At 51.8% G+C, this 23842-nt stretch carries 10 protein-coding genes, 1 tRNA gene, 3 rRNA genes and 1 riboswitch; of the genes, 7 read left to right on the top strand and 7 right to left on the bottom strand.

Annotated features, from left to right (window positions below; translation table 11 throughout):
- The first annotated feature begins 673 nt into the window (after nt 1-673).
- The 4 genes from KDX31_19745 to rrf all read left to right on the top strand — a co-directional run bounded on the left by KDX31_19745 (nt 674) and on the right by rrf (nt 5867).
- A 16S ribosomal RNA gene (locus KDX31_19745) occupies nt 674-2216 on the top strand.
- A 64-nt stretch (nt 2217-2280) separates the two neighbouring features.
- A tRNA-Ala gene (locus KDX31_19740) sits at nt 2281-2356 on the top strand.
- A 344-nt stretch (nt 2357-2700) separates the two neighbouring features.
- A 23S ribosomal RNA gene (locus KDX31_19735) occupies nt 2701-5592 on the top strand.
- Between the two features lie 159 nt (nt 5593-5751).
- Nucleotides 5752-5867, top strand: a 5S ribosomal RNA gene (gene rrf, locus KDX31_19730).
- Together the 16S, 23S and 5S rRNA genes with 1 tRNA gene alongside form the textbook arrangement of a ribosomal RNA operon.
- A 392-nt stretch (nt 5868-6259) precedes the next feature.
- On the opposite strand, the gene KDX31_19725 is transcribed toward rrf, so the two are convergent.
- The 5 genes from KDX31_19725 to KDX31_19705 form a co-directional block, all read right to left on the bottom strand.
- A complete protein-coding gene (locus KDX31_19725) occupies nt 6260-8383 on the bottom strand; it encodes a RelA/SpoT family protein (protein ID UTW05627.1) in 2124 nt (707 codons plus the stop codon).
- Nucleotides 8384-8480: 97 nt separating this feature from the next.
- Entirely contained in the window at nt 8481-8693 is a 213-nt protein-coding gene (gene rpoZ / locus KDX31_19720) for a DNA-directed RNA polymerase subunit omega (GenBank protein UTW05626.1), read from the bottom strand.
- An 84-nt stretch (nt 8694-8777) separates the two neighbouring features.
- The gene (gmk, locus tag KDX31_19715; protein UTW05625.1) at nt 8778-9398 is read right to left on the bottom strand and encodes a guanylate kinase; all 621 of its coding nucleotides are present in this window, start codon (nt 9396-9398) and stop codon (nt 8778-8780) included.
- 71 nt (nt 9399-9469) lie between these two features.
- On the bottom strand, nt 9470-10183 hold the full coding sequence (locus tag KDX31_19710) for a general secretion pathway protein GspB (GenBank protein ID UTW05624.1): 714 nt from the start codon (nt 10181-10183) through the stop codon (nt 9470-9472).
- Nucleotides 10184-10192: 9 nt separating this feature from the next.
- The gene (locus tag KDX31_19705; protein UTW05623.1) at nt 10193-11857 is read right to left on the bottom strand and encodes an AAA family ATPase; all 1665 of its coding nucleotides are present in this window, start codon (nt 11855-11857) and stop codon (nt 10193-10195) included.
- A 407-nt stretch (nt 11858-12264) separates the two neighbouring features.
- Between KDX31_19705 and KDX31_19700 the strand changes: the two genes are divergently transcribed.
- The 3 genes from KDX31_19700 to KDX31_19690 all read left to right on the top strand — a co-directional run bounded on the left by KDX31_19700 (nt 12265) and on the right by KDX31_19690 (nt 17495).
- Nucleotides 12265-13545, top strand: coding sequence for a sigma-54-dependent Fis family transcriptional regulator (locus tag KDX31_19700; GenBank protein ID UTW05727.1), 1281 nt, complete (start codon nt 12265-12267; stop codon nt 13543-13545).
- A 153-nt stretch (nt 13546-13698) separates the two neighbouring features.
- A complete protein-coding gene (locus tag KDX31_19695) occupies nt 13699-13926 on the top strand; it encodes a hypothetical protein (protein ID UTW05622.1) in 228 nt (75 codons plus the stop codon).
- A gap of 543 nt (nt 13927-14469) precedes the next feature.
- Nucleotides 14470-14549: riboswitch (cyclic di-GMP riboswitch) on the top strand.
- A 69-nt stretch (nt 14550-14618) separates the two neighbouring features.
- Entirely contained in the window at nt 14619-17495 is a 2877-nt protein-coding gene (locus tag KDX31_19690; GenBank protein ID UTW05621.1) for a tandem-95 repeat protein, read from the top strand.
- Nucleotides 17496-17619: 124 nt separating this feature from the next.
- Here the strand turns inward: KDX31_19690 and KDX31_19685 are convergent, their stop codons facing one another.
- A complete protein-coding gene (locus KDX31_19685) occupies nt 17620-18987 on the bottom strand; it encodes a hypothetical protein (protein ID UTW05620.1) in 1368 nt (455 codons plus the stop codon).
- Nucleotides 18988-19136: 149 nt separating this feature from the next.
- Nucleotides 19137-23615, bottom strand: a complete 4479-nt coding sequence (locus KDX31_19680; protein UTW05619.1) for a hypothetical protein — start codon at nt 23613-23615, stop codon at nt 19137-19139.
- Between the last annotated feature and the right edge of the window lie 227 nt (nt 23616-23842).

Genomic DNA, 23842 nt, shown 5'->3' with positions numbered 1-23842 from the left:
AAAACCGCCGCAAGGCGGTTTTATGGTTTTGTAGGAGCCCCTTCCAGGGGCGATGGGGTATCTGATAGCGTTGGAGAATCAACTCGCCGCTGGAAGCAGCTCCTACATCCGCTCTCCTGGCCACTAGCAAGCGAAGCGTCTAGCAGTCGCGCAGCGACGTTCTAGCCACTTATCTTTTCGAAGTGGTATCTTTTTCACAAATTCTTAACTTTTTTCCTGTCCCCCTGTTGACTCCTCAGCTCCAGAATGTAGAATGCGCTCCTCGCTTGAGACAGCCACCGGAAACGGTCACTGAAACAAGTCGGGCTGTTGAGTTTAACGCCTTGATAACACAGAGTTAAATCTGTTAATCGAGTCGGGATAACAAAACAGGAAGGCGATCGGATGGTTTGAAAATTTACTTAAAATTCTCAAACAAAATGGTTGACTTCAACGGGGTGTTGAGTAGAATACGCACCTCGCTTGAGACGACTCACTGGAAACGGTTGAGAGTTGATAGCAACGCTCTTTAACAGATAGATCAGATAATTCGTGTGGGCGCTTGTTGAGATGAAGCACAAAAGCTTTATCAAAGATAAGCGACACAAAGTGAATTCATGCAAATGTTTTTATGCAAGTTGTTTAATGCTTTGAGCTAGATTTACCGAATGCCTTTTTCCGGCATTCTTGATTTAAACTGAAGAGTTTGATCATGGCTCAGATTGAACGCTGGCGGCAGGCTTAACACATGCAAGTCGAGCGGTAACAGAGAGTAGCTTGCTACTTTGCTGACGAGCGGCGGACGGGTGAGTAACGCGTAGAAATCTGCCTGGTAGTGGGGGATAGCCCAGAGAAATTTGGATTAATACCGCATACGCCCTACGGGGGAAAGCAGGGGACCTTCGGGCCTTGCGCTATCAGATGAGTCTGCGTCGGATTAGCTTGTTGGTGAGGTAATGGCTCACCAAGGCGACGATCCGTAGCTGGTCTGAGAGGATGATCAGCCACACTGGGACTGAGACACGGCCCAGACTCCTACGGGAGGCAGCAGTGGGGAATATTGCACAATGGGCGAAAGCCTGATGCAGCCATGCCGCGTGTGTGAAGAAGGCCTTAGGGTTGTAAAGCACTTTCAGCAGTGAGGAAAGGTTGTAGTTTAATACGCTATAGCTGTGACGTTAACTGCAGAAGAAGGACCGGCTAACTCCGTGCCAGCAGCCGCGGTAATACGGAGGGTCCGAGCGTTAATCGGAATTACTGGGCGTAAAGCGCGCGTAGGCGGTTTGTTAAGTCAGATGTGAAAGCCCCGGGCTCAACCTGGGAACTGCACCTGATACTGGCAAACTAGAGTACAGAAGAGGGTGGTGGAATTTCCTGTGTAGCGGTGAAATGCGTAGATATAGGAAGGAACATCAGTGGCGAAGGCGACCACCTGGTCTGATACTGACGCTGAGGTGCGAAAGCGTGGGGAGCAAACAGGATTAGATACCCTGGTAGTCCACGCCGTAAACGATGTCTACTAGCCGTTGGGGAACTTGATTCTTTAGTGGCGCAGCTAACGCACTAAGTAGACCGCCTGGGGAGTACGGCCGCAAGGTTAAAACTCAAATGAATTGACGGGGGCCCGCACAAGCGGTGGAGCATGTGGTTTAATTCGACGCAACGCGAAGAACCTTACCTACTCTTGAAATCCAGAGAATTCGCTAGAGATAGCTTAGTGCCTTCGGGAACTCTGTGACAGGTGCTGCATGGCTGTCGTCAGCTCGTGTTGTGAAATGTTGGGTTAAGTCCCGTAACGAGCGCAACCCTTGTCCTTATTTGCCAGCACGTAATGGTGGGAACTCTAAGGAGACTGCCGGTGACAAACCGGAGGAAGGTGGGGACGACGTCAAGTCATCATGGCCCTTACGAGTAGGGCTACACACGTGCTACAATGGCCGGTACAGAGGGCCGCAACCCCGCGAGGGTGAGCAAATCTCAGAAAACCGGTCGTAGTCCGGATTGGAGTCTGCAACTCGACTCCATGAAGTCGGAATCGCTAGTAATCGCGAATCAGAATGTCGCGGTGAATACGTTCCCGGGCCTTGTACACACCGCCCGTCACACCATGGGAGTGGATTGCACCAGAAGTAGCTAGCTTAACCTTCGGGAGGGCGGTTACCACGGTGTGGTTCATGACTGGGGTGAAGTCGTAACAAGGTAGCCCTAGGGGAACCTGGGGCTGGATCACCTCCTTAAACGATAGCGGATTCTTAGCAAGCGTTCACACGAATTATCTGATCACTGATAAAGAGAGCAACTGGGGCTATAGCTCAGCTGGGAGAGCGCCTGCTTTGCACGCAGGAGGTCTGCGGTTCGATCCCGCATAGCTCCACCATTTTTGCTGACTCTGTGTTAAGTTCCTCGTCGTGTAGCAGGCTACACGTTCTCAGAACTTGCCTTGATTCAACAAAAATATGGCTGATGAATGACTAGTTAACTTAGTCAAACACCTAACTGAATTATCTGATTGCTCGTCTGAAAGTCTTAAAAAATACACATCTCCGATGTTTATCTTTTAAAGCTTTTAGCTTTATACGCTCTTTAACAATTGAATCCTGTAACAAAACGAGAAAAATGTACAAGCGCTAATCCGGCGTAAATGTATCGTTATTTCAGCGTCATCTTTAAGATGACAAAGAAGTTTTATCAGTGACTTTGACAGACCCTTTTGGGTTATATGGTCAAGTGACTAAGCGTGCACGGTGGATGCCTTGGCAGTCAGAGGCGATGAAGGACGTGGTAACCTGCGATAAGGTTCGGTGAGTCGGTAAACAGACTTTGACCCGGACATTTCCGAATGGGGAAACCCACCCAGTATAAGCTGGGTATCTCTTAAGTGAATACATAGCTTTTGAGAGGCGAACCCGGGGAACTGAAACATCTAAGTACCCGGAGGAAAAGAAATCAACCGAGATTCCCCTAGTAGCGGCGAGCGAACGGGGACCAGCCCTTAAGCTACTTTAACGTTAGCAAAACACTCTGGAAAGTGTGGCCATAGTGGGTGATAGCCCCGTATGCGAAAGCGTTTTAGTAGTGAAATCGAGTAGGACGGGACACGTGATATCCTGTCTGAATATGGGGGGACCATCCTCCAAGGCTAAATACTCCTGACTGACCGATAGTGAACCAGTACCGTGAGGGAAAGGCGAAAAGAACCCCTGTGAGGGGAGTGAAATAGAACCTGAAACCGTGTACGTACAAGCAGTGGGAGCGGTCCTTGAGACCGTGACTGCGTACCTTTTGTATAATGGGTCAGCGACTTAATTTTAGTAGCAAGGTTAACCGTATAGGGGAGCCGTAGGGAAACCGAGTCTTAATAGGGCGTGCAGTTGCTAGGATTAGACCCGAAACCGAGCGATCTATCCATGGGCAGGTTGAAGGTTGAGTAACATCAACTGGAGGACCGAACCGACTACCGTTGAAAAGTTAGCGGATGACCTGTGGATCGGAGTGAAAGGCTAATCAAGCTCGGAGATAGCTGGTTCTCCTCGAAAGCTATTTAGGTAGCGCCTCGTGTCTCACCATTGGGGGTAGAGCACTGTTTCGGCTAGGGGGTCATCCCGACTTACCAACCCGATGCAAACTCCGAATACCAATGAGTGCAATCACGGGAGACACACGGCGGGTGCTAACGTCCGTCGTGAAAAGGGAAACAACCCAGACCGTCAGCTAAGGTCCCAAAGTTATGGTTAAGTGGGAAACGATGTGGGAAGGCTTAGACAGCTAGGAGGTTGGCTTAGAAGCAGCCACCCTTTAAAGAAAGCGTAATAGCTCACTAGTCGAGTCGGCCTGCGCGGAAGATATAACGGGGCTCAAACCATACACCGAAGCTACGGACGCTGTTTACAGCGTGGTAGAGGAGCGTTCTGTAAGCCGTTGAAGGGAAAGCTGTAAGGCATCCTGGAGGTATCAGAAGTGCGAATGCTGACATGAGTAACGATAAGGGGAGTGAAAAACTTCCCCGCCGGAAGACCAAGGGTTCCTATCCAATGCTAATCAGGGTAGGGTGAGTCGACCCCTAAGGCGAGGCTGAAGAGCGTAGTCGATGGGAAACAGGTTAATATTCCTGTACTTCTTGTTATTGCGATGGAGTGACGGAGAAAGCTAGGCCAGCACGGCGTTGGTTGTCCGTGTTTAAGGTTGTAGGTTTAGGACTTAGGAAAATCCGGGTCCTTCTAGACTGAGAATTGATGACGAGCCCTCTTTTGGGTGAAGTGGTTGATGCTATGCTTCCAGGAAAAACTTCTAAGCTTCAGATAACAAGAAATCGTACCCCAAACCGACACAGGTGGTCAGGTAGAGAATACCAAGGCGCTTGAGAGAACTCGGGTGAAGGAACTAGGCAAAATGGTACCGTAACTTCGGGAGAAGGTACGCCGGTGCTGGTGATGGGACTTGCTCCCTAAGCTGGCGCTGGTCGAAGATACTAGGTGGCTGCGACTGTTTATTAAAAACACAGCACTCTGCAAACACGAAAGTGGACGTATAGGGTGTGACGCCTGCCCGGTGCTTGAAGGTTAATTGATGGGGTTAGCTTCGGCGAAGCTCTTGATCGAAGCCCAAGTAAACGGCGGCCGTAACTATAACGGTCCTAAGGTAGCGAAATTCCTTGTCGGGTAAGTTCCGACCTGCACGAATGGCGTAACGATGGCCACACTGTCTCCACCCGAGACTCAGTGAAATTGAAATTGCGGTTAAGATGCCGTATATCCGCGGCTAGACGGAAAGACCCCGTGAACCTTTACTATAGCTTCGCAGTGGACTTTGATATTACTTGTGTAGGATAGCTGGGAGGCTTTGAAATCTGGACGCCAGTTCAGATGGAGCCAATCTTGAAATACCAGCCTGGTACTATTGAGGTTCTAACTCAGGTCCCTTATCGGGATCGAGGACATTGTGTGGTGGGTAGTTTGACTGGGGCGGTCTCCTCCCAAAGAGTAACGGAGGAGTACGAAGGTGCGCTCAGCATGGTCGGAAATCATGCATCGAGTATAAAGGCATAAGCGCGCTTGACTGCGAGACAGACACGTCGAGCAGGTACGAAAGTAGGTCTTAGTGATCCGGTGGTTCTGTATGGAAGGGCCATCGCTCAACGGATAAAAGGTACTCCGGGGATAACAGGCTGATACCGCCCAAGAGTTCACATCGACGGCGGTGTTTGGCACCTCGATGTCGGCTCATCACATCCTGGGGCTGAAGCCGGTCCCAAGGGTATGGCTGTTCGCCATTTAAAGTGGTACGCGAGCTGGGTTTAGAACGTCGTGAGACAGTTCGGTCCCTATCTGCCGTGGACGTTTGAGATTTGAGAAGAGTTGCTCCTAGTACGAGAGGACCGGAGTGAACGAACCTCTGGTGTTCGGGTTGTCATGCCAATGGCATTGCCCGGTAGCTATGTTCGGACAGGATAACCGCTGAAAGCATCTAAGCGGGAAGCCCCCTTCAAGATGAGATCTCACTGGGGCCTTGAGCCCCCTGAAGAGCCGTTCAAGACCAGGACGTTGATAGGCTGGGTGTGTAAGCGTTGTGAGGCGTTGAGCTAACCAGTACTAATTGCTCGTGAGGCTTGACCATATAACGCCAAAAGCGTTTGGTTAGCTGATAAATTAAGATACATCGCAGGCTGAATAAAACAGCCACGGATTAGAGTTTGTACATGACTCTCCGATTACAGGATTCGAATGACGCTTTGAACAGATAAGCTTGTTCAAATCGTTAGAGCAACCAGTTTTGCTTGGCGACAATAGCGAGATGGAACCACCCGATCCCTTACCGAACTCGGAAGTGAAACGTCTTAGCGCCGATGGTAGTGTGGAGCTTCTCCATGCGAGAGTAGGTCATCGCCAAGCACCTAATTACGAAACAGCCCCGATCATGCGAATGATCGGGGCTTTTTTCGTTTAAGGCGCGTTAACAAAGACGTGGCTAGACGCGACTGCGTCGCTTGCTAGAACGGCGCTGCGCGCCTGCTAGTCGTTAGAACAAGACCTAAAGCCTGCTTGGGGTCGATGTGGGAGCGACGCTAGCAGTCCTCTGGGTACCTCGTCGTGATAATCTGGTAATGTGAACATTGTGAATGGGCATGCCCGCGCGCCAGTACATCAGGGCACGCTTGTTCTAGCTACTAGCAAGTCGCGAAGCGACGTCTAGCGAGCTGCAAAGCAGCGTTCTGGCCAGAGGCCTTTATACAGGCATAAAAAAACGCACCCTGAGGTGCGTTTTAAAGAGTTTGTAGCCGGTTTTAAACCCGGGTTACTTTGTACACCGCTTTCAGCGCCTTCAGCTTGCGCATCACTTTCGCCAGGTGGACCCGGTCCTTAACCGTCAGGTCGATATGGACTGTATTAAGCGCGTCGTCTGTTTCGGTGATATCGATCTTCAACACATTCGCACTGGCACCGGAGGCTGTTGTTGCAAGGGTCGCAATTAGGCCCCGTTTGGGTTCGACTTTGAGGTCCAGATTGACGATAAACTCGTCGTCGATACTGTTGGACCATTCGAGATAGACACACTTCTCGGCATCATCTTTCATAAAGGCGATATTGCGGCAGTCAGTGCGGTGGATGACCAGGCCCCGACCGGTACTGATATGCCCGGTGATGCTGTCACCCGGAATCGGACCACAGCAGCGGGCGTAGTGGAGTACCATCCCTTCGGTGCCCCGAATAGCCAGGGTGGTCTTATTGCTGTCAGGGATCTCCTGAGGCTCATCCTCTTCATGCGCAACCGGCCGCAGTCGTCGGGCGACGACATAGGCCATACGGTTACCCATACCGATATCCTGAAGCAGTTCGTCCAGCGATTTAAGTTCGGCTTCGTGCAGCACCTGAGCGAGGGCGACTGGATCGATATCGTCTATGCTGGAACCGTAGTTAGACAGGAACTGGGTGAGCAGTCTGCGGCCGAGTTCAATTGATTCTCCGCGATGCTGCACTTTGATGAAGTGGCGGATCGCGGAACGGGCCTTGCCGGTGATGACAAAGTTAAGCCAGGCCATATTTGGCTGTGCACTGGGGGTGGTAATGATCTCGACGGTCTGGCCACTGTGCAGCGGCTGTGACAGGGGCGCTAAGCGACGATTGATACGACAGGATACACAGGAGTTACCGATGTCGGTATGCACCGCATAGGCAAAATCAACGGCTGTTGCGCCCTGTGGCAGTTCAAAGATCCGCCCCTTGGGTGAGAACACATAAACCTCGTCAGGGAAGAGGTCGGTTTTGACGGTTTCGATAAACTCCATCGAGTTACCGGCCCGCTTTTGCATCTCCAACAGTCCCTGTACCCATTTACGTGCCCGGTTATAGCCGTCGATAGCAGAGTTCGAGTCACCGTAGATTTTATAATGACTGTGTTCGGCAATACCCTGGCTGGCGACCGCATCCATCTCTTTGGTGCGAATCTGTACTTCAATGGTGATATCGCGTGCGCCAAACAGGTCGGTATGCAGGGACTGATAACCATTGGCTTTAGGGATGGCAACGTAATCTTTGAAACGTCCGGGTACCGGCTTATAGAGGTTGTGTACAATACCCAGTGCACGGTAGCAGTCATCAACCGATTCGGTGACAATGCGGAAGGCAAAGACGTCCATTATCTCAGCAAAGGATTTACCCTTGGTCTTCATCTTACTGTAGATGCTGTACAGGTGCTTCTCTCTGCCTGACACGGTGCCGGGGAGTCCTTCCTGTTTGAGCCGGTTGCGGATCGCCTCTTCAATTGAGGTGATCACATCTTTACGCTGTCCCCGGGCCTGTACAACTGCCCGGCGGATATATTTGGCCCGCATCGGGTGGTATGACTGAAAGGCAAGGTCTTCGAGTTCGAGTTGCAGGTCGCGCATCCCCAGGCGGGCCGCAACCGGTGCATAGATATCGAGAGTTTCACGGGCGATGCGGCGCTGCTTTTCGGGCGGCATCGCACCCAGCGTACGCATGTTGTGAAGGCGGTCTGCCAGTTTTACCAGTATGACCCGGATATCAACCGCCATTGCCAGGACCATCTTCTGAAAGTTCTCTGCCTGCGCTTCTGCGCGGGTTTCAAACTCCAGATGTGTCAGCTTGCTGACGCCGTCTACGATATCCGCAACCACCGGGCCAAATTGTCCTTCGAGTCCGTCGCGTGAAACGGCGGTGTCTTCGATTACGTCATGCAACATGGCAGCCATCAGACTTTGATGGTCCATATGCATACCGGCAAGAATTGAGGCTACTGCAAGGGGGTGGGTAACGTAGGGTTCACCGCTTTTGCGGCGCTGTCCGTCATGGGCTTGTTCAGCATAATAATACGCACGTCTGACCAGCTTGATCTGTTGCAGATCAAGATAACCGGTCAGACGATCAGAAAGCGCATCAACAGTTGGCATCAATTACTCCTATGCCTCTAGGTAGTCAGATTTCTCGGGACTACAAAAAAACAGAAACTATAGAGATGATGCCTTATTCTAACGGATTGAAAAAGAGTTAATCTTCTTCGCGTTCATCCAGAATGCTTACGTCGATATGTTGTTCTGCAATTTCACGCAGAGCAACGACTGTAGGCTTGTCATTTTCCCACTCAACTTTAGGGTCTTTACCACCCGTAGCGATCTGACGAGCACGCTTAGAAGCGATCATTACCAGTTCAAAACGGTTGTCTACATGTTCAAGACAATCTTCAACAGTTACGCGAGCCATTTAGCGACCTCGGATATAGGGTTCAGTCATTCAGGCCAATTCTCAGACCTGATTCGGAGAGCCGGCCAGTCTACCTGAGCCGGGCTATTCTGACAATAGCTCAGTGAGCATTGTGCTGTACTTTTGCTGTTGTCGGGTCAGCTCCAGTCTGCGGGCAGTGAAGACGGCCTGGAGTTCCTGTAACGCCGTATCAAAATCATCATTGATCACCAGATACTGATACTCGCCATAATGGCGCATCTCATTCAGTGCTTCTGACATGCGGTGGCTAATCGTCTCTTCAGAATCGGTACCCCGGCCGGTGAGGCGCTGACGCAACTCGGTTATGGAGGGAGGAAGAATAAACAGAGACACACACTCCGGCATCTGTTTGCGAATCTGCTGAGCACCCTGCCAGTCAATTTCGAGAATGACATCCCGGCCCTGTTGCAGTTGTTCTTCAACCCAGAGTCGAGAGGTGCCGTACTTATTGGTGAACACTTCTGCATATTCGAGGAAGTGTTTCCGCTCAATCATCGCGTTGAAGTCTGCCATGCTGACAAAGTTATAGTCTTTACCATCGGTTTCACCAGGGCGCATATCCCGGGTGGTATGTGAAACTGAAACGCAAACGCGCTGATCCTGATTCAGCAGAGCTTTAACAAGGCTGGTTTTACCTGCACCGGACGGTGCTGAAATCACATATAGGGTTCCGAGTTGTTGCATGTTAGCTGCTACCGATTAGTCGTTTTTCAAAGGCGAGAATATACCCTATTAGGACGCTACCCGCGACTCAATCAGACCCGGCTCATACGAAAGCGATATCCCCTGAACGCTAATACAACCCCATCCGGAGTTATCTGATCTAACAGCAGACCGGCGCTGATGGTGTCTCCTTCACGGAGTACCCGGCCGTTAACTTTGACCATCCGGGATGTCGGATCACTGCTATAGATATGTACGCTAAAGCTCAGCGGCGGCAGCGAACGCTGAATCTCTACCGGCAACTGTCGCCAGTATATCAGTTCGGGTTCCGGATTCTTCTGTACGGGCGTAATGACCGCTTCAGGTGCTGCGTCGCTTGGCATAGGGTCGGAGGGTTGCGAAGGGGCGGCGGATATCGTCACCGCTTCAGGAACCGAGGGGCTGGGCTCGCGGACGGCCTTCGGTTGCGGCGGTGGCGATGGAGGTGGCGTTATAGACGGAGTTTCCGCGGGGCTGTCATCCAGAGTGATCCTGACCCCCTGTAGTCCATCAACCGGGTCTGTCGCGGCAGGGGCTTGCTGCTGCGAGTTGTCAGAGGTCAGGCTTATCGGCGCGGCGTTGTCCGGTGCTTGTCGGGTACTGAACCAGACGACAGTTGTACCTGCAAAAACGATCGCAATGAGGTAAAGCAGCCAGCGTGAGGGCCTTTTCCCTGTGCTGCGGTCGGCGGGAATCAGCAGGGGCTGAACAGGCTCTGCTGTACGTTGCTGATCGGACTGCTTGAGGGCATCCAGAATATAAGACATAGCACTACCTCATCCATCCTGTACCAATCTGGGAACAGACTGGCTGGTTGCACTGTTCAGGTGTATTGCCGTACGTGGACCAATGATGCCATCGGCCAGAAGTCCCTTACTGTGCTGAAAGGCTTTGACCTCTTTTACCAGCCGTGGGCTGTATATATCCTGGCGGAAGTTGTCGGCAGGCCGGCCTGTGATCAGTGCCATTTGCCGGGACAGCCATTCAACATTATCGAGTTGGCTACCGGGCTGAATCATACCGCTATAATTCGGCGGCAACTTCCAGAACAATGTATAGGTTTCCCGCCAGAACGGCTGCAGATCGGATAACGGCAGAATCAGGCGCTGATTGTCCAGAAGCAGTTCGGCCTGATCATCCTGAATGGCCACCAGGGTGGCGTAGAAGTCGCCAAAGGTATTACCGAGCTTTACCACTGCCGGACGGTTCAGCTCAATCAGCTTGTCCAGCGAACCGCTGTTAAACAGACAGTCATAACCCAGCTCCCGGGCATAACGACAGACTATCGGATGGCTTCTGGGATCGTACTCCACCCCCCAGCGCTGAAATAGCGAACGGTAGGCGTACACCTGATTACGTTCCCGGCCACTGTTATCAGGCCAGGTTTGTGTCGCCAGCAGTACCGTTGATAGTGGCTTGTCGGGCACTGCGGGCACTGCGGGCGCTGCCGGCACTGCGGGCACTGCGGTCGGAGGGGCTTCTGCTGCGATGGTGGATGAGTTGAACCGGTTCAGCCACGGGGCGGACAAGGTTTTGAGCTGACTCTGGTATACCCAGCCAAGTGATGTGGTAATCAGCAACAGTAATGCCACCGTCTGCCACAGGTTCAGTGACATGCCGGTCTTATTGTTTTCACCGAGTACTTCTCCGGCCGCTTTGGTCAGGGTGTTCACCTCTACGCGATTCTGACGTTCGACAAACGCACCCAGTAAGGCCCGATCACACACCACGTTAATAAGGCGGGGAATACCTTTGGTGATACGAAACAGGCGATTGAGGGTGGACACCGGAAACAGACGACCCTGCACGCCTGCCACGGAGAGGCGGTGACTGACGTAGGCTTCCAGCTCGCTACGGCTCAGGGAACCCAGATGATAACGGGCGGTGATTCTCTGGGACAGTTGTCGGAGTTCAGGCTGCTGCAGCTGGGTGAGCAGCTCTGGCTGACCGATCAGAACAATCTGCAGCAGTTTACTGCAGTCCGTTTCAAGATTGGTCAGCAAGCGAATCTGTTCCAGAACACTGACACCCAGATTCTGGGCTTCGTCAAGAATCAGAACGGTATTCCGCCCCCGGGCGTGGGCATCCAGCAGGTAATCGTTCAGTGCATCGATATAGTCTTTAAGGCGCGTTCCTTCGCTCTTTGGATAGCTGATATGCAGTTCATCACAGATCGCAGCAAGTAGCTCCTCGCTGTCGCATTTAGGGTTTAGGATCAGGGCAATATCGGTATTGTCAGGCAGTTGATCCAACAATGCCCGGCAGACCGTGGTTTTTCCTGTTCCGACTTCTCCGGTCAGCAGGACAAAGCCGCCATTGCTGCTGATGCCGTAAAGCAGGTGCGCCAACGCTTCACGATGCTGTTTACTCAGAAACAGGTAGCGGGGGTTCGGTGCAATGGAAAACGGCGGTTCATCCATTCCAAAATAGTTGCTATACATGGTAAATACCTTTTTTCAGGTATCTCTTACTATAGAACTGAAACTGTTTTTTTTCGTACTTGAAAAGTAAAGTAGATAAAAATCGGCAAAAAACGCGTATTTGTTGCAATTAAGAGACGATAATCTCAGCGCTTTGTAAACAAGAATTGACAGGTTTTTGGAGACAGGCGTCAAGGAAGTTTTGCATGAAAATAGAGACACAATATTATTATATTGTATGAATAAATATCCAACTACTATGATTTGGCTCAACTAAAATTAGCTCAGCAATAAGATAATTTAAGAAGAGCGAAATAGCTATGCAGAGAATGACAGGAGTGAAGTACTCAGCTAGGCCTGTCGATTTGTCTCGTAAAGTGCTTTTTCTCGATCTTAATCCTGATGCCAGGGTGCACTTTCCCGAACAGATGGAAGCTCAGTGGAGCATCCATAGGGTGTATGATCCGGAAGTCGCGCAGGAAATATTGGAAAGCTCGCCTTGCCCCGTTGGGCTTGTCCAGCTGGATAATTTGACAGCCAAGCTTTATGAACAGATACAACAGTTGGTTAATGATACCCCCCATACGAATTGGATAGCTCTGCTGCACCCGTCCTCACTGGAACATCCGACGATACGCAGACTGGTCCATGATTTTTTCTATGACTATCATTCACTACCGCTGCCTGAAGTAGAAGAATTGTGCCGGTTAGAGTCAACGCTGGGCCATGCTTACGGCATTGAACTGCTGGACACGCCACTGGCCAGCAAAGATCACCATGAACTGGAATGCCAGATGGTGGGTGGCAGTGAAACAATACTGAAGGTTTTTAATCAGATTCGCAAAATTGCAGGCACGGATGCTCCGGTACTGATAACCGGAGAGAGCGGCACGGGTAAAGAGTTAATTGCTCAGGCGCTTCATCTTCGTTCTGATCGCAGTGACGGCCCTTTTATTCCGGTTAATTGCGGCGCCCTGCCGGATACCCTGATCCACTCGGAGTTGTTTGGACATGAGAAGGGCGCGTTTACCGGTGCTCACAGGCAGAATATTGGCCGTATTGAAGCGGCTAATAATGGCACAATCTTTCTGGATGAGATTGGCGATCTGCCGCTGGATCTGCAAACCTATCTGCTGAGGTTTCTGCAGGAAAAAACCATAGAACGGGTGGGTAGCACTGCCATTCAGCAGGTCAACGCCAGAGTTATCGCTGCGACGAACGTCAACTTAAGCCAGATGGTTCAGGAGGGACGGTTCAGGGAAGACCTGTATTTTCGGTTGAATGTGCTGAATATTCAGGTGCCTCCTTTACGGGAACGGGCGGAAGATATTGTCCTGCTGGCTAAATATTTTTTTCAGCGCCTGAAACAGGAAAGTAATAGTCCGGCAAAAGGCTTCAGCAGGAATGCACTGGAGGATATGAGTCAGTACCACTGGCCGGGTAACGTCCGGGAACTGATTAACCGGGTGCGCAGGGCGTTGGTGATGGGAGAGCATAAGCTGATTACGTCAGAGGATCTGGGGCTTGAGGAACAGCGGGCTACGCCGTTGGTTTGTAGCCTGGAAGAGGTGAAAAATAAGGCCGAGAAAGCTATGATTAAAAAGGGCCTACTGGCCTCAGGCAACAATATAACCCGTGCGGCTCAGGCGTTAGGGGTTTCCAGAGTGACGCTGTATCATCTGCTAGAAAAACATCATATACAGCGTTAAGCAGGTATTACAGTCCGATCACCCGAGTTGTAAGTTTTGCCTGTCAGTCTTCTGTTTTTTCGGAATGACTAAGATAAAAAAAATATAAAAATCAAGTAGATAGAATGTTGGCACCAGCTTTGCTGTATTTTAAGTATAAGTTGGAGCTAAATGATGAATAGTAAACGATCAGCAGAGGGTAAAGATAAAACACTTTCTGCTGATATGAACCCCCTGGAAGAGGACGATACCCGAGCCGGTGCAAAAAGGTCTGCTATCGAGCAGATGGATTTGTCAGACGCTCTGTTTCTCGATACTCTTCTCTACGACTCGGTCGAAAGCTGTCCGCGTCACGTCTGGCTGTGGGATGAATGCAGACCCATCGGCGAACTCCTCCATTAAATTCAGCTGCTTCCACTGATACTTTCAAATCAGAATTTTAGACGAGTGTTTCAGAATTGAGACACTAAAAGTATCTATTAATCAAATAGTTGCTATTTTTCATCAATATTGCGTCTACAAAAGGCAACACTTTTACTGTTCAGAATTGATTACAAAATGCTCAGTCTGTTAATAAAACTTAACGCCTGAAAACATGAGGTTATACTCTCGGCATTCTGCGATTTAACGAAATAGCCGTTAAGAATTTCAGGGTATTTCGTTAGTTTTATACTTTCCCTCTAAAGTGTCCCAAAAACAGCGACACTTCTTCTCTGTAATTCGTCCCCGCTACCCACCCGATCGGTCAAAGTCAGTGTTTAAATACGGATAACTGTTTGATTAAAAAACGAACAGATGTTTTTTGGCATGGCTTATGCTGTGTATAAAGTATCAAGGACGCCGGTCTTCTTATCCGGGCTGATCAGATCAGTATAAACAGTTATCTGCCTGACAGCGAACGTGCGGTAACAATCCGCAGACAGTACTTAATTTTTGACAGATCCTCTCACGAAAAGGCAAGGCCTGGCGTGTTACAGGCTGCGCAAAGTCTCGGGTTCTTCTTTAAGAACAGCCGGACTGCCGAATGAGAGTTTACTCACTCAGGCCTGCTTGTCTGGAGGATCGTCACCTGCTTAATACAGGGGGATCCTAATTTGTTAATACATAGGCCTGCAATCCGTAATTTGCTCAGTGCTCTGATACTTGGCTCCGTTAGTGTTTTATCTTCATCTATCGCTTTCGCACAGTCACACGAACATGTACATCAGGCTGAGCATGGCCAACCGTCTGCTGCAGACAATGCCACCCAGCGTAAAGTCGCCACTGAAGCGACCGAAGCGTTTATCCAGGCCCGTAAAGAGTGGGCTCAGGCCCGCGGCGCATCAAACAAGGCGATGGCGCTGGATAAACTGATCGCCAGAGCGGAAGCACGCAACGCGATGATGGCTGAACTGATCCGTACTAATCCTGCTGAGGCTATGCGAGTCGCCATCCCGGAAGAGAAGCAGGTCGGTCTGCCGTCCGATGTACTTGCCTATATAGAGCAGCCGCTACAGGTTGAAGGTGAATTGGAAGTTATCTATGTTGATAACTTTGAAAACCCGGCTGAGAGTCGGGTAGAGCATGCGCTTAAAACCCCGTTCGGCGAACGCTTTGTACTGCATTTTGCTGACAAGAATGAGAATTTTCAGACCGGTCAGCGTATCGCTTTGGATGGCTTATATCTGGATGCCGGTGAAGACGATAGCGATGGATCTGTTGCGATCGGTTCCGGTGATGCCGAAATCCTGACGCTGGGGGCGGAGAATGGCCCGACCTACGGATCAGATCCGGGCGTACTGGGAAACACTTTCGGAGAACAGCGTACACTGGTGATGATGGTCAACTTTCAGGACGATTCAGGCAATAAACCCTGGACCCGTACCGATGTTCAGAACACGTTTAACCAGGTAAATGATTATTATAAGGAAGTCTCTTACGGTCAGACATGGCTGAAAACAACCGTGGCTGGCTGGTACACCCTGCCGGTTTCAGGCAGCACCTGTAACCGTACTGAATTTTCCGACCAGGCTGATCTGGCGGCTGCCAAAGCGGGTCTCAATGTGAACGATTACGACCGCATCGTTTACGTCTGGCCGCGTCTTAGCAGCTGTGGCTGGGGCGGACTCGGTACCGTGGGTGGTGCGCCATCCAGAGCCTGGAGTAATGGTAAAAATGTTTATTCAACATTCACCCATGAACTGGGCCATAACCTGGGTCTGTACCATGCCCATGATCTGGACTGCGGCTCTGCAACTCTGGGCTCCAGCTGCTCTGTTGTTGAGTATGGTGATACAGCCGATATGATGGGCGCGGGTCGTGGCCATTTCAACGTGTATGAAAAGAGCCGTCTGGGATGGGTGCAGCCTCAGACGATTACCAGCAGTGGAACCTATACGCTGGCGCCGCACGAACTCGACAGCACTCAGCCATTAGCGCTGAAAGTACTGAAAGGTTATAACTCAACCTTCGGGGCTAACGACTGGTACTATCTGGAATATCGTCAGGCGATAGGCGCTGATATTGCGCTGAGCTACAGCACTGCGCATAACCTGACCAGCGGTATCACCGTGCATACCGGTAATGAAAAGGCGGGTAACACCAGCTATCTGCTGGACATGAACCCGTCTGGCGACTTTGCGTACGCGGCTATTGATGTGGGTCAGACCTACAATGATAAAAATGCCGGTATCAGCATGAAGACCCTGCTGGCTGACAGCAAGGGCGCCGAAGTCTATATCGATGTCCCGGGTGGTCAACAGACCTGTAGTCGTGCTAATCCAAGCCTGAGTTTTTCGCCTGACCAGAGTGCCTGGGTGGCTGCAGGAACTGCGGTTACCTACAGCGTGACGCTGCAAAACAATGACAGTAGTGGCTGTAGCAGCAGTAGCTTTAACCTGAGTGCTGCCCAGCCTGCTGGCTGGAGTGCACAACTGGACAGCGCTGCACTGACACTGGCACCCGGACAGAGTGCCGCGACCAACCTGACGGTAGTGTCGCCGGTGACCGCTGCCGATGGTTTTTACAGCATCACCACCAGTGCCGCCAGCGGCAGTTATTCTGCCAGCGGCAGCGTGACCTATGTGGTTGATAATCCGGCCAGCAACAGTGCTCCGGTTGCCCTGGATGACACTGCTGTGACCGACAGCGGTACAGCGGTAACGATTTCTGTACTGGGTAATGATAGTGATCCGGATGGTGATAACCTGGCTGTAACGTCCCTCAGTGGGGTGGCAAACGGTTCAGCGAAGATCAACAATAACGGTACAGTGTCCTTTACCCCGGCAGCGACATTCAGTGGTACGGAAGTATTCAGTTACAACATCTCGGATAATAAGGGCGGCAATGCCTCGGCGAGTGTGAGCGTAACGGTTAATGCCAGCGTTGCCACGAATACGGCTCCGGTGGCGAATAATGATAGTGCTGCTACCGATATGGATACGGCGGTCCTGATTCCGGTGCTGGCCAATGACAGCGATCCTGATGGCGATACCCTGACGATTGTGTCCACCAGTGGTGTGAATGGCAGTGTCACTGTTAGCAGTGGCGTTCTTCGCTTTACGCCAGCGGCGGGCTTTACCGGCGTGGAAAGCTTCAGTTACACCGTTTCTGATGGCAAGGGGCATACTGCCAGTGCAACGGTAACGGTAACGGTTAATGCGATCGCGAATCAGAATAGCGCACCTGTTGCAGTGGATGACAACGCAACCATGATCAGTACTGACGCCATTGTGATTGCAGTGCTGGCGAATGACTCAGATCCGGAAGGGGATACGCTGTCAATCTCTGCGGTATCGAACGCAGCAAAAGGCGCTGTTTCAGTGAACAGCAACGGTACCCTGACCTATCTGCCGGGTAAACGCTTTAAGAATAACGATAGCTTCAGCTATACCATTACCGATGGTGATAAAACGGCGACCGCAACGGTTTACGTTCAGCTTCAGCAATCAGGCGGTGGCTCGAACGGTAAGGGTAACGGTAAAAAACCTTGATTGATTTTGGCTCCTGAATGAGTGGGAGCTGTATTCCTCAGACGTCGTCTTTGAGCCTGGCTCTCAGACGACAGAGGAAAACAGGGAACCTGCAGGGATCAGGGCGCCAGGGATGGCTTTTCTTTCAGCTTCCATTCGTGAAGCGGGCATTCTTCAGGATTAGCTGTCCTTCTGACAGGGGCTTTTTCCAGCGTTTATCTGCACCGGATATGGTAACCCGGGCGACGTCGGACGCATCAATCACAATCGGGTGATCTATGTCCGGTAACCCGCCATCCAGTTTCAACGTCACAGGCTGCGCAAACAGATCCGGCTGAAAGCTGATGGTTGATAAGCGCGGACTGGCCGCGGCAATCTGCAGGGCTCCGCTCAGGGAGCAGTCATCCGCAACGTTGGTGCACCAGCGTTTATCGGAACTGTCCAGAGTGTCCACTTGCAGCACAATTCTGGCCTGAATTTCAAACGCTCCGATATCGGTGATACCCGCGGTAAATCTCGGATCACCATTGCCACGCTGATCCCATACCAGTTGCGCCCCCCGTGCGCCTATTGCTGCACGGTTATTGCCGTGGTTAACCGCCAGGCTTCTGCCGGATATCGGGATGGTTTGAGTCGGGCCGTTGTAATACCCCAGCTGACCCAGTTGCACATCCTGATTTGAGAAGGGGGAACCACAGCCTTCGTGGCGGCTAATGATATTTCTCCGGACGGGCGTATCAAAGGCCGACTCGGAGGCACAGTCAGCGGCCATAAGGTTACCGGTGAGAATTGAGTTGGCCATCAGGATATCGCCCTGATTGTACAGGGCGGCGCCCTGAGCGGCGCGATTCCGGGTGAAGGTGGCATTGGTCACCGTGACCTGCCCGGTATGGTTATACAGGCCGCCACCGGCCAGTCCGGCGGTATTACCGGCCAGGGTGCTGTTAATCAGCCATAAACGGCCGCTGTTATGGATAGCGCCTCCGTTTTGGGTGGCAGAGTGGTTCAGTAAACTGACCCCTTCGAGAACGGTTTCGCCCCGGTTGAGGATGCCGGCACCGTTGTCGGCACGGCCATCGGCAAGGGTCAGGTGGCGGATGTCAGCCGTCACTGCTGCAGCCACCCGAAACACGCGATAACGATGGTTGCCAGAGAGGGTCACCCCGGAAGCCTGCCACAGCATGTTGTCGATAAAACCGTCAATGAGCAGGTCGTCAGTGATCTCTGGCAGGGGCGAGGTCAGGGTGATCTGTTGGGGCTGACGGAACAGGGTGGCGTCACTGTCAAACAGAATCCGGTCCATCCCCGGTGTGGCGTTGGCCCGGCTGATGGCGTCCCGCAGGCTGCCCGGTCCGCCATCCGCAATGGAATTGACCATCAGGGGCTGGCGCAGCTCGTCCGGCTTTGCTGTGGGCATGGGCGGTGGGGCTTCCTGGCTGACGGGCAGTTTGGAGCAACCGGCAACAGACAGAATTACAAGGGGAAGTATCAGAGAGGGGCTGTTGAATTTCATCGTTCCTGATCCATTTAACAGGTAGATAAATTAAAAGTTAGCACAGTTTTGTCAAAGCAGTAGTCAGGAATAAAGAAAGGCGATGGCCGGAGCCATCGCCTTTGGGGGGTATCGCAATGATCGTCAGCTATTGCTGAACCGGGACTCCCTTAGAAGGAGTTATCATTGGATAATGGACATCCCAGATTGTTATCCCAATCCAGCTCGGTTGCCAGAGTCAGGATGATGTCACGATCCTTAGTTTCGAGCGCATCAACCACTTCCATAATGATACTGTCGGCAGACCGGGTGTAGTTCACACCGGAATGCGTTGCGTTCAGTATTGCGGCAGTTGCAGCACGCAGCAGGATCTTAGCTGCACCTTTCTCGTTGTCGTCACCACCACCGTAGTCCAGCGCATCCATCAGAGTATCTGTATGGCTCAGCTTGAGCTTAGGATTACCCTTGAAGTAGGACTCTGGAATGGTGTGAGCTACGCCATTGTTGTACTGGAAGATATCCTCAACCAGATCAGTGGTCGCATAGGCAGTATCAGGCCAGCTTCCGGGACTGTTTTTCCAGAAACCTGGAGTACAGCCTTCGTCACCCGGGATGAACTCGTTGACATAGCGACAGAACGCAAAGTCACCGGAACCCAGAGTCAGGCTCGCCAGTTTATCCACAACCGTATATCCGCTCAGGAAGCCGCTGGTGGCCGCAGCACATTCCAGACTATTGAAATAGATCTGGTCGGGCAGCGGCAGCAGCTCTTCAACGGAAGCCGAAACGGTCTGAGTGATATTTGGCACATTGACGACCAGTTCGGTGGTGGTCGCAAAACCGTTACCCGCACCGGCAGGTGCAAAGGGTGATTCAACGTTTTGCGGAGGCACCGGAACGAACAGCGGCATCAGTGTTTCATCCCATGCGGCAGCAATCTGAATACCACTGCTGCTGTAGTTGAAGGTTGACCCTGCAGCGTTCAGCAGTACTTTCTCGATTACCACAGTAGCAGGTTCTGGCAGAACAACATTACAGGTGTGACTATCACTGGCCGGAACGTTATTCGGCCATCCTGCTGGGTTGTAAGCCACATCAACAATGTTGACGATAGCGCCGGCAGGCAGTAATGCAGTGTCGTAGGTTGCATTGAAGTTACAGCTAGCGCCTGAAGCCAGGCTAGCACAACCAGCATTAGTTGCTGCCGTAGAGAGGTCACCCACCTTATCATCACTGATAGATGCCAGACTCAGGTCCGGAGTATCAGCAGAGCTGGTATTGGTGATCAGGTAGTTATAGGTGATCAGGGCACCGATCGGTACATCCAGATCACAGTTCGCAGTCTTGTCGATAGTCAGACCAGGCTGGAACAGGTTAGTGCTGTGATTGTCGCTGTCGCTCAGCGCATTACCGAAGCCACCGCCCACAGTACAGTTCATGGTGACACTGTTAACCAGTGGGTCGCCATCACCGGCCTGTACGGTACGGCTGGTATTGATGACGGTATCGCCCAGAGGCAGTACGCCATTAAACACCTCACCGAGCAGGCTGTCTGTGGCAACACAATCCATGGCAGGAGTATCTCCACTACTGTTATTGCTCAGCGTGATAGTGTAATCGACCAGGTCGCCCACTTTGGACAGGGCATCACCGGTTTTAGCCACATTAATTGCTGGCTGGAACAGGTCGGTGCTATGGCTGTCGCTGTCGCTCAACTGGTTACCGAAGCCCGCAACAGTACAGTCCATTGTTACCGTATTAACCAGCGGATCGGGATCACCGGCCACCACGGTACGACTGGTATTGATCACGGTATCACCGGCAGGCAGGACACCATCGAAGACCACACCCAACAAACTGTCTGTTGCAGTACAGTTCAGATCTGGTGTATCGCCGCTGCTGTTATTGCTCAGGGTAATGGTGTAATCAACATCGTCACCCACCTTGGACAGCGCATCACCGGTCTTAGCCACGTTAATAGCTGGCTGGAACAGATCGACTGAATGGCCATCTGAAGCCGGCAGTACATTCGGGAACCCGACCGGAGAGCAACTTGCGCTTGCGGTGTTATCCAATGGATCACTGTCAGTTCCGAGAACTGTATAGGCCATGTTGATAACATAGGTTTCGCCGGGTAGCAGTGAGACAGGGTTGTTAATGCCCAGCATGGCATCGCTGACAGTACAATCCATCTCCGGAGTATCGGCAGAACTGGTGTTGTTCAGGGTGATAACGTAATTCACGTCATCGCCGACCTTGGACAGGGTATCACCGGTTTTATCAAGCGTGATACTAGGCTGGAACAGGTTGGTTTCGTGGCTGTCGCTTTCGCTCAGCGCATTACCGAAGCCTCCACCGACAGTACAGTCCATGGTGACACTGTTAATCAGTGGGTCCTCATCACTGCCCAGCACGGTACGGCTGTTATTAAGCACGGTATCGCCCAGAGGCAGTACGCCATTAAACACCTCACCCTGCAGGGTGTCTGTCGCAACACAGGTCAGGTCCGGAGTATCGGCACTGCTGTTATTGCTCAGGGTAATGGTGTAATCGACATCATCGCCCACCTTGGACAGAGCATCACCGGTTTTGGCCACATCAATTGCAGGCTGGAACAGGTTGGTGCTATGGCTGTCGCTGTCGCTCACTGTGTTACCGAAGCCGGCAACAGTACAGTCCATGGAGACCGTGTTAACCAGCGGATCGGGATCACCGGCCTGGACAGTACGGCTGGCATTAATGACGGTATCACCGGCAGGCAGTACGCCATTAAACACCTCACCCATCAGGTCGTCTGTAGCCACACAGTTCAGATCCGGAGTACCGGCACTGCTGTTATTGCTCAGGGTGATGGTGTAATCAACATCATCGCCCACTTTGGACAGGTCATCTCCAGTCTTGGCTACATCGATAGCAGGCTGGAACAGGTCAGTGCTATGGTCGTCACTGGCATCCAGAACATTACCGAAGTTCTCAGCGACAATACATTGCATACTGACGGTATTCACCAGTGGATCAGGATCGCCGGCCTGAACGGTATAGCTATAGTTCAGTACGGTATCACCGGCTGCCAGAACACCATTGAATATGGTGCCGCCGTAGGAGTCTGACGCGGTACAGTTCAGCGCCGGAGTATCGGCACTGCTGTCATTGCTCAGGGTTACGGTGTAGTCGATATCATCACCGACTTTAGACAGCGCATCGCCGGTTTTATCCACATCAATTGCTGGCTGGAACAGGTCTACGGAATGACTATCACTGGCGGTGAAGCTCAGAGACTGAGGGTCACCATCAAACTCGGTGTAGATAACCGTAACGGTGTTGGGCAGCGGATCGGGATCGCCGACCATAATCGTGCGTGTCACGGTTATGGTACAGCTGGCACCGGGTAGCAGACTGTCACCGCAATCACTGCCAGTAATCAGCGCATTGGAGCCATCGGTCAGGTTACCGAACACTGAATCAATAATGGAACTCTTATACAGTTTTGCCATCCCGTCGTTGGTGACGGTAATGCTGTAATCGACATCGTCACCCACTTTTGAGATGGTATCACCGGTTTTGGTAACCGCGATACTACAGACATCAAAGCTACCCAGCGCCAGGTCTTTCAGCTGTGCTGTTTCAGACTGTGACGAGCGGGTTTCCGCCATGAAGGTGCTGAAACAGCCTATACCGTTGGGAAACAGGGTTTCATCAAGCACCAGGCCAAATTCAACAAAGGCTGCTGATTCATACTGATAGCTGGTGGGGTCCAGGGGGTTATTGGCGACCAGGGTATTGGCGTAATCGAAGACGGGGTCTTCGCCAAAGGTCTGGTCCGGCAGCAGTTTGTTGATAACGCCACAGACCTTATCGTCAGCACCGACGGTTGCGCAGTCCTGACCGGACTCCATCAGCACCAGACCACCGGTGGCATCGTCGCCACTCCACTGGTAAACATCGATATCACCGACCCGGCCACCCTGAGTATAGGCAACCGCAACAAAGAGGTCGCCATCATGGTGTTCGCCGATAAAGGTCCCGGTATTTTCCCCTTCACCCAGTGGTGCCAGGGATACGTCGTCCCGGAAGAACCAGAAACCGGCATTGGCATCACCATTCACAGAGAAGGTGTCCAGACCGAAGTAGAGTATGGGATCACCCTCGGTTTGGGGATACAGCGCGGCAAAGGCGTTGACTATATCGTTCTTGTCGGGCACCTGGTCGCTGATGACCTTGTACTTCCAGGGGCCGTCCTGAATACCGTTGGTGTCTTTTGAGCCACCGCCGGTAAAGAAGCTGACCTCCGGTGTCCGCAGGGCAACAAAGCCTTCGGCACCGTTATCAATATTGTTATTGGCAAAGGTATCCTCGATGAATGAAGTGACATCGGCACTATCCGTTCCGAGATAGACATTGGCCCAGTCATCTCCTGCCTGTGCGTCATCTTTGGTATTACCATCGCCGACTATCAGAGGAGTTGGATCATTTTTCTTATCCTGATCCCCATCCATACCGGCGCGGGTATCCAGTTCGAATAGCGCGACATCATGCACTGCAAAGGTTGGTATTGCAGCGCCCACCAGTAGCAGGGCGAATATGATGGCAGGCAACGACTTTATCGTCTGCCAACATCGTCCTGATTTTAAGCTTGAGAACATCTTCATGTTCCACCTCCAGGTCTTCCCACAGACTTGCTGTCGGGGAAGACATTCCAGTTGTAAACAGGCTGTGAATCTCAAAGCAGAAAACGCAAAGGATACAGCTGATCGCGTCGTTGCTTTCTGTCATTACCAGCCATCCTTGATCAAAGCTGCGAATGATCCGGAAGGTGATTAAATCGTGTTTTGACCCCGGTAAACCCCTTCTACATCTGGGCGACGGAGCGCTTTGC

Source organism: Amphritea atlantica (genome assembly GCA_024397875.1).
Lineage (GTDB): Bacteria > Pseudomonadota > Gammaproteobacteria > Pseudomonadales > Balneatricaceae > Amphritea > Amphritea atlantica_B.
The sequence above is the reverse complement of the archived record's forward strand: the minus strand, read 5'-3'. Positions and strand labels throughout refer to the sequence as shown.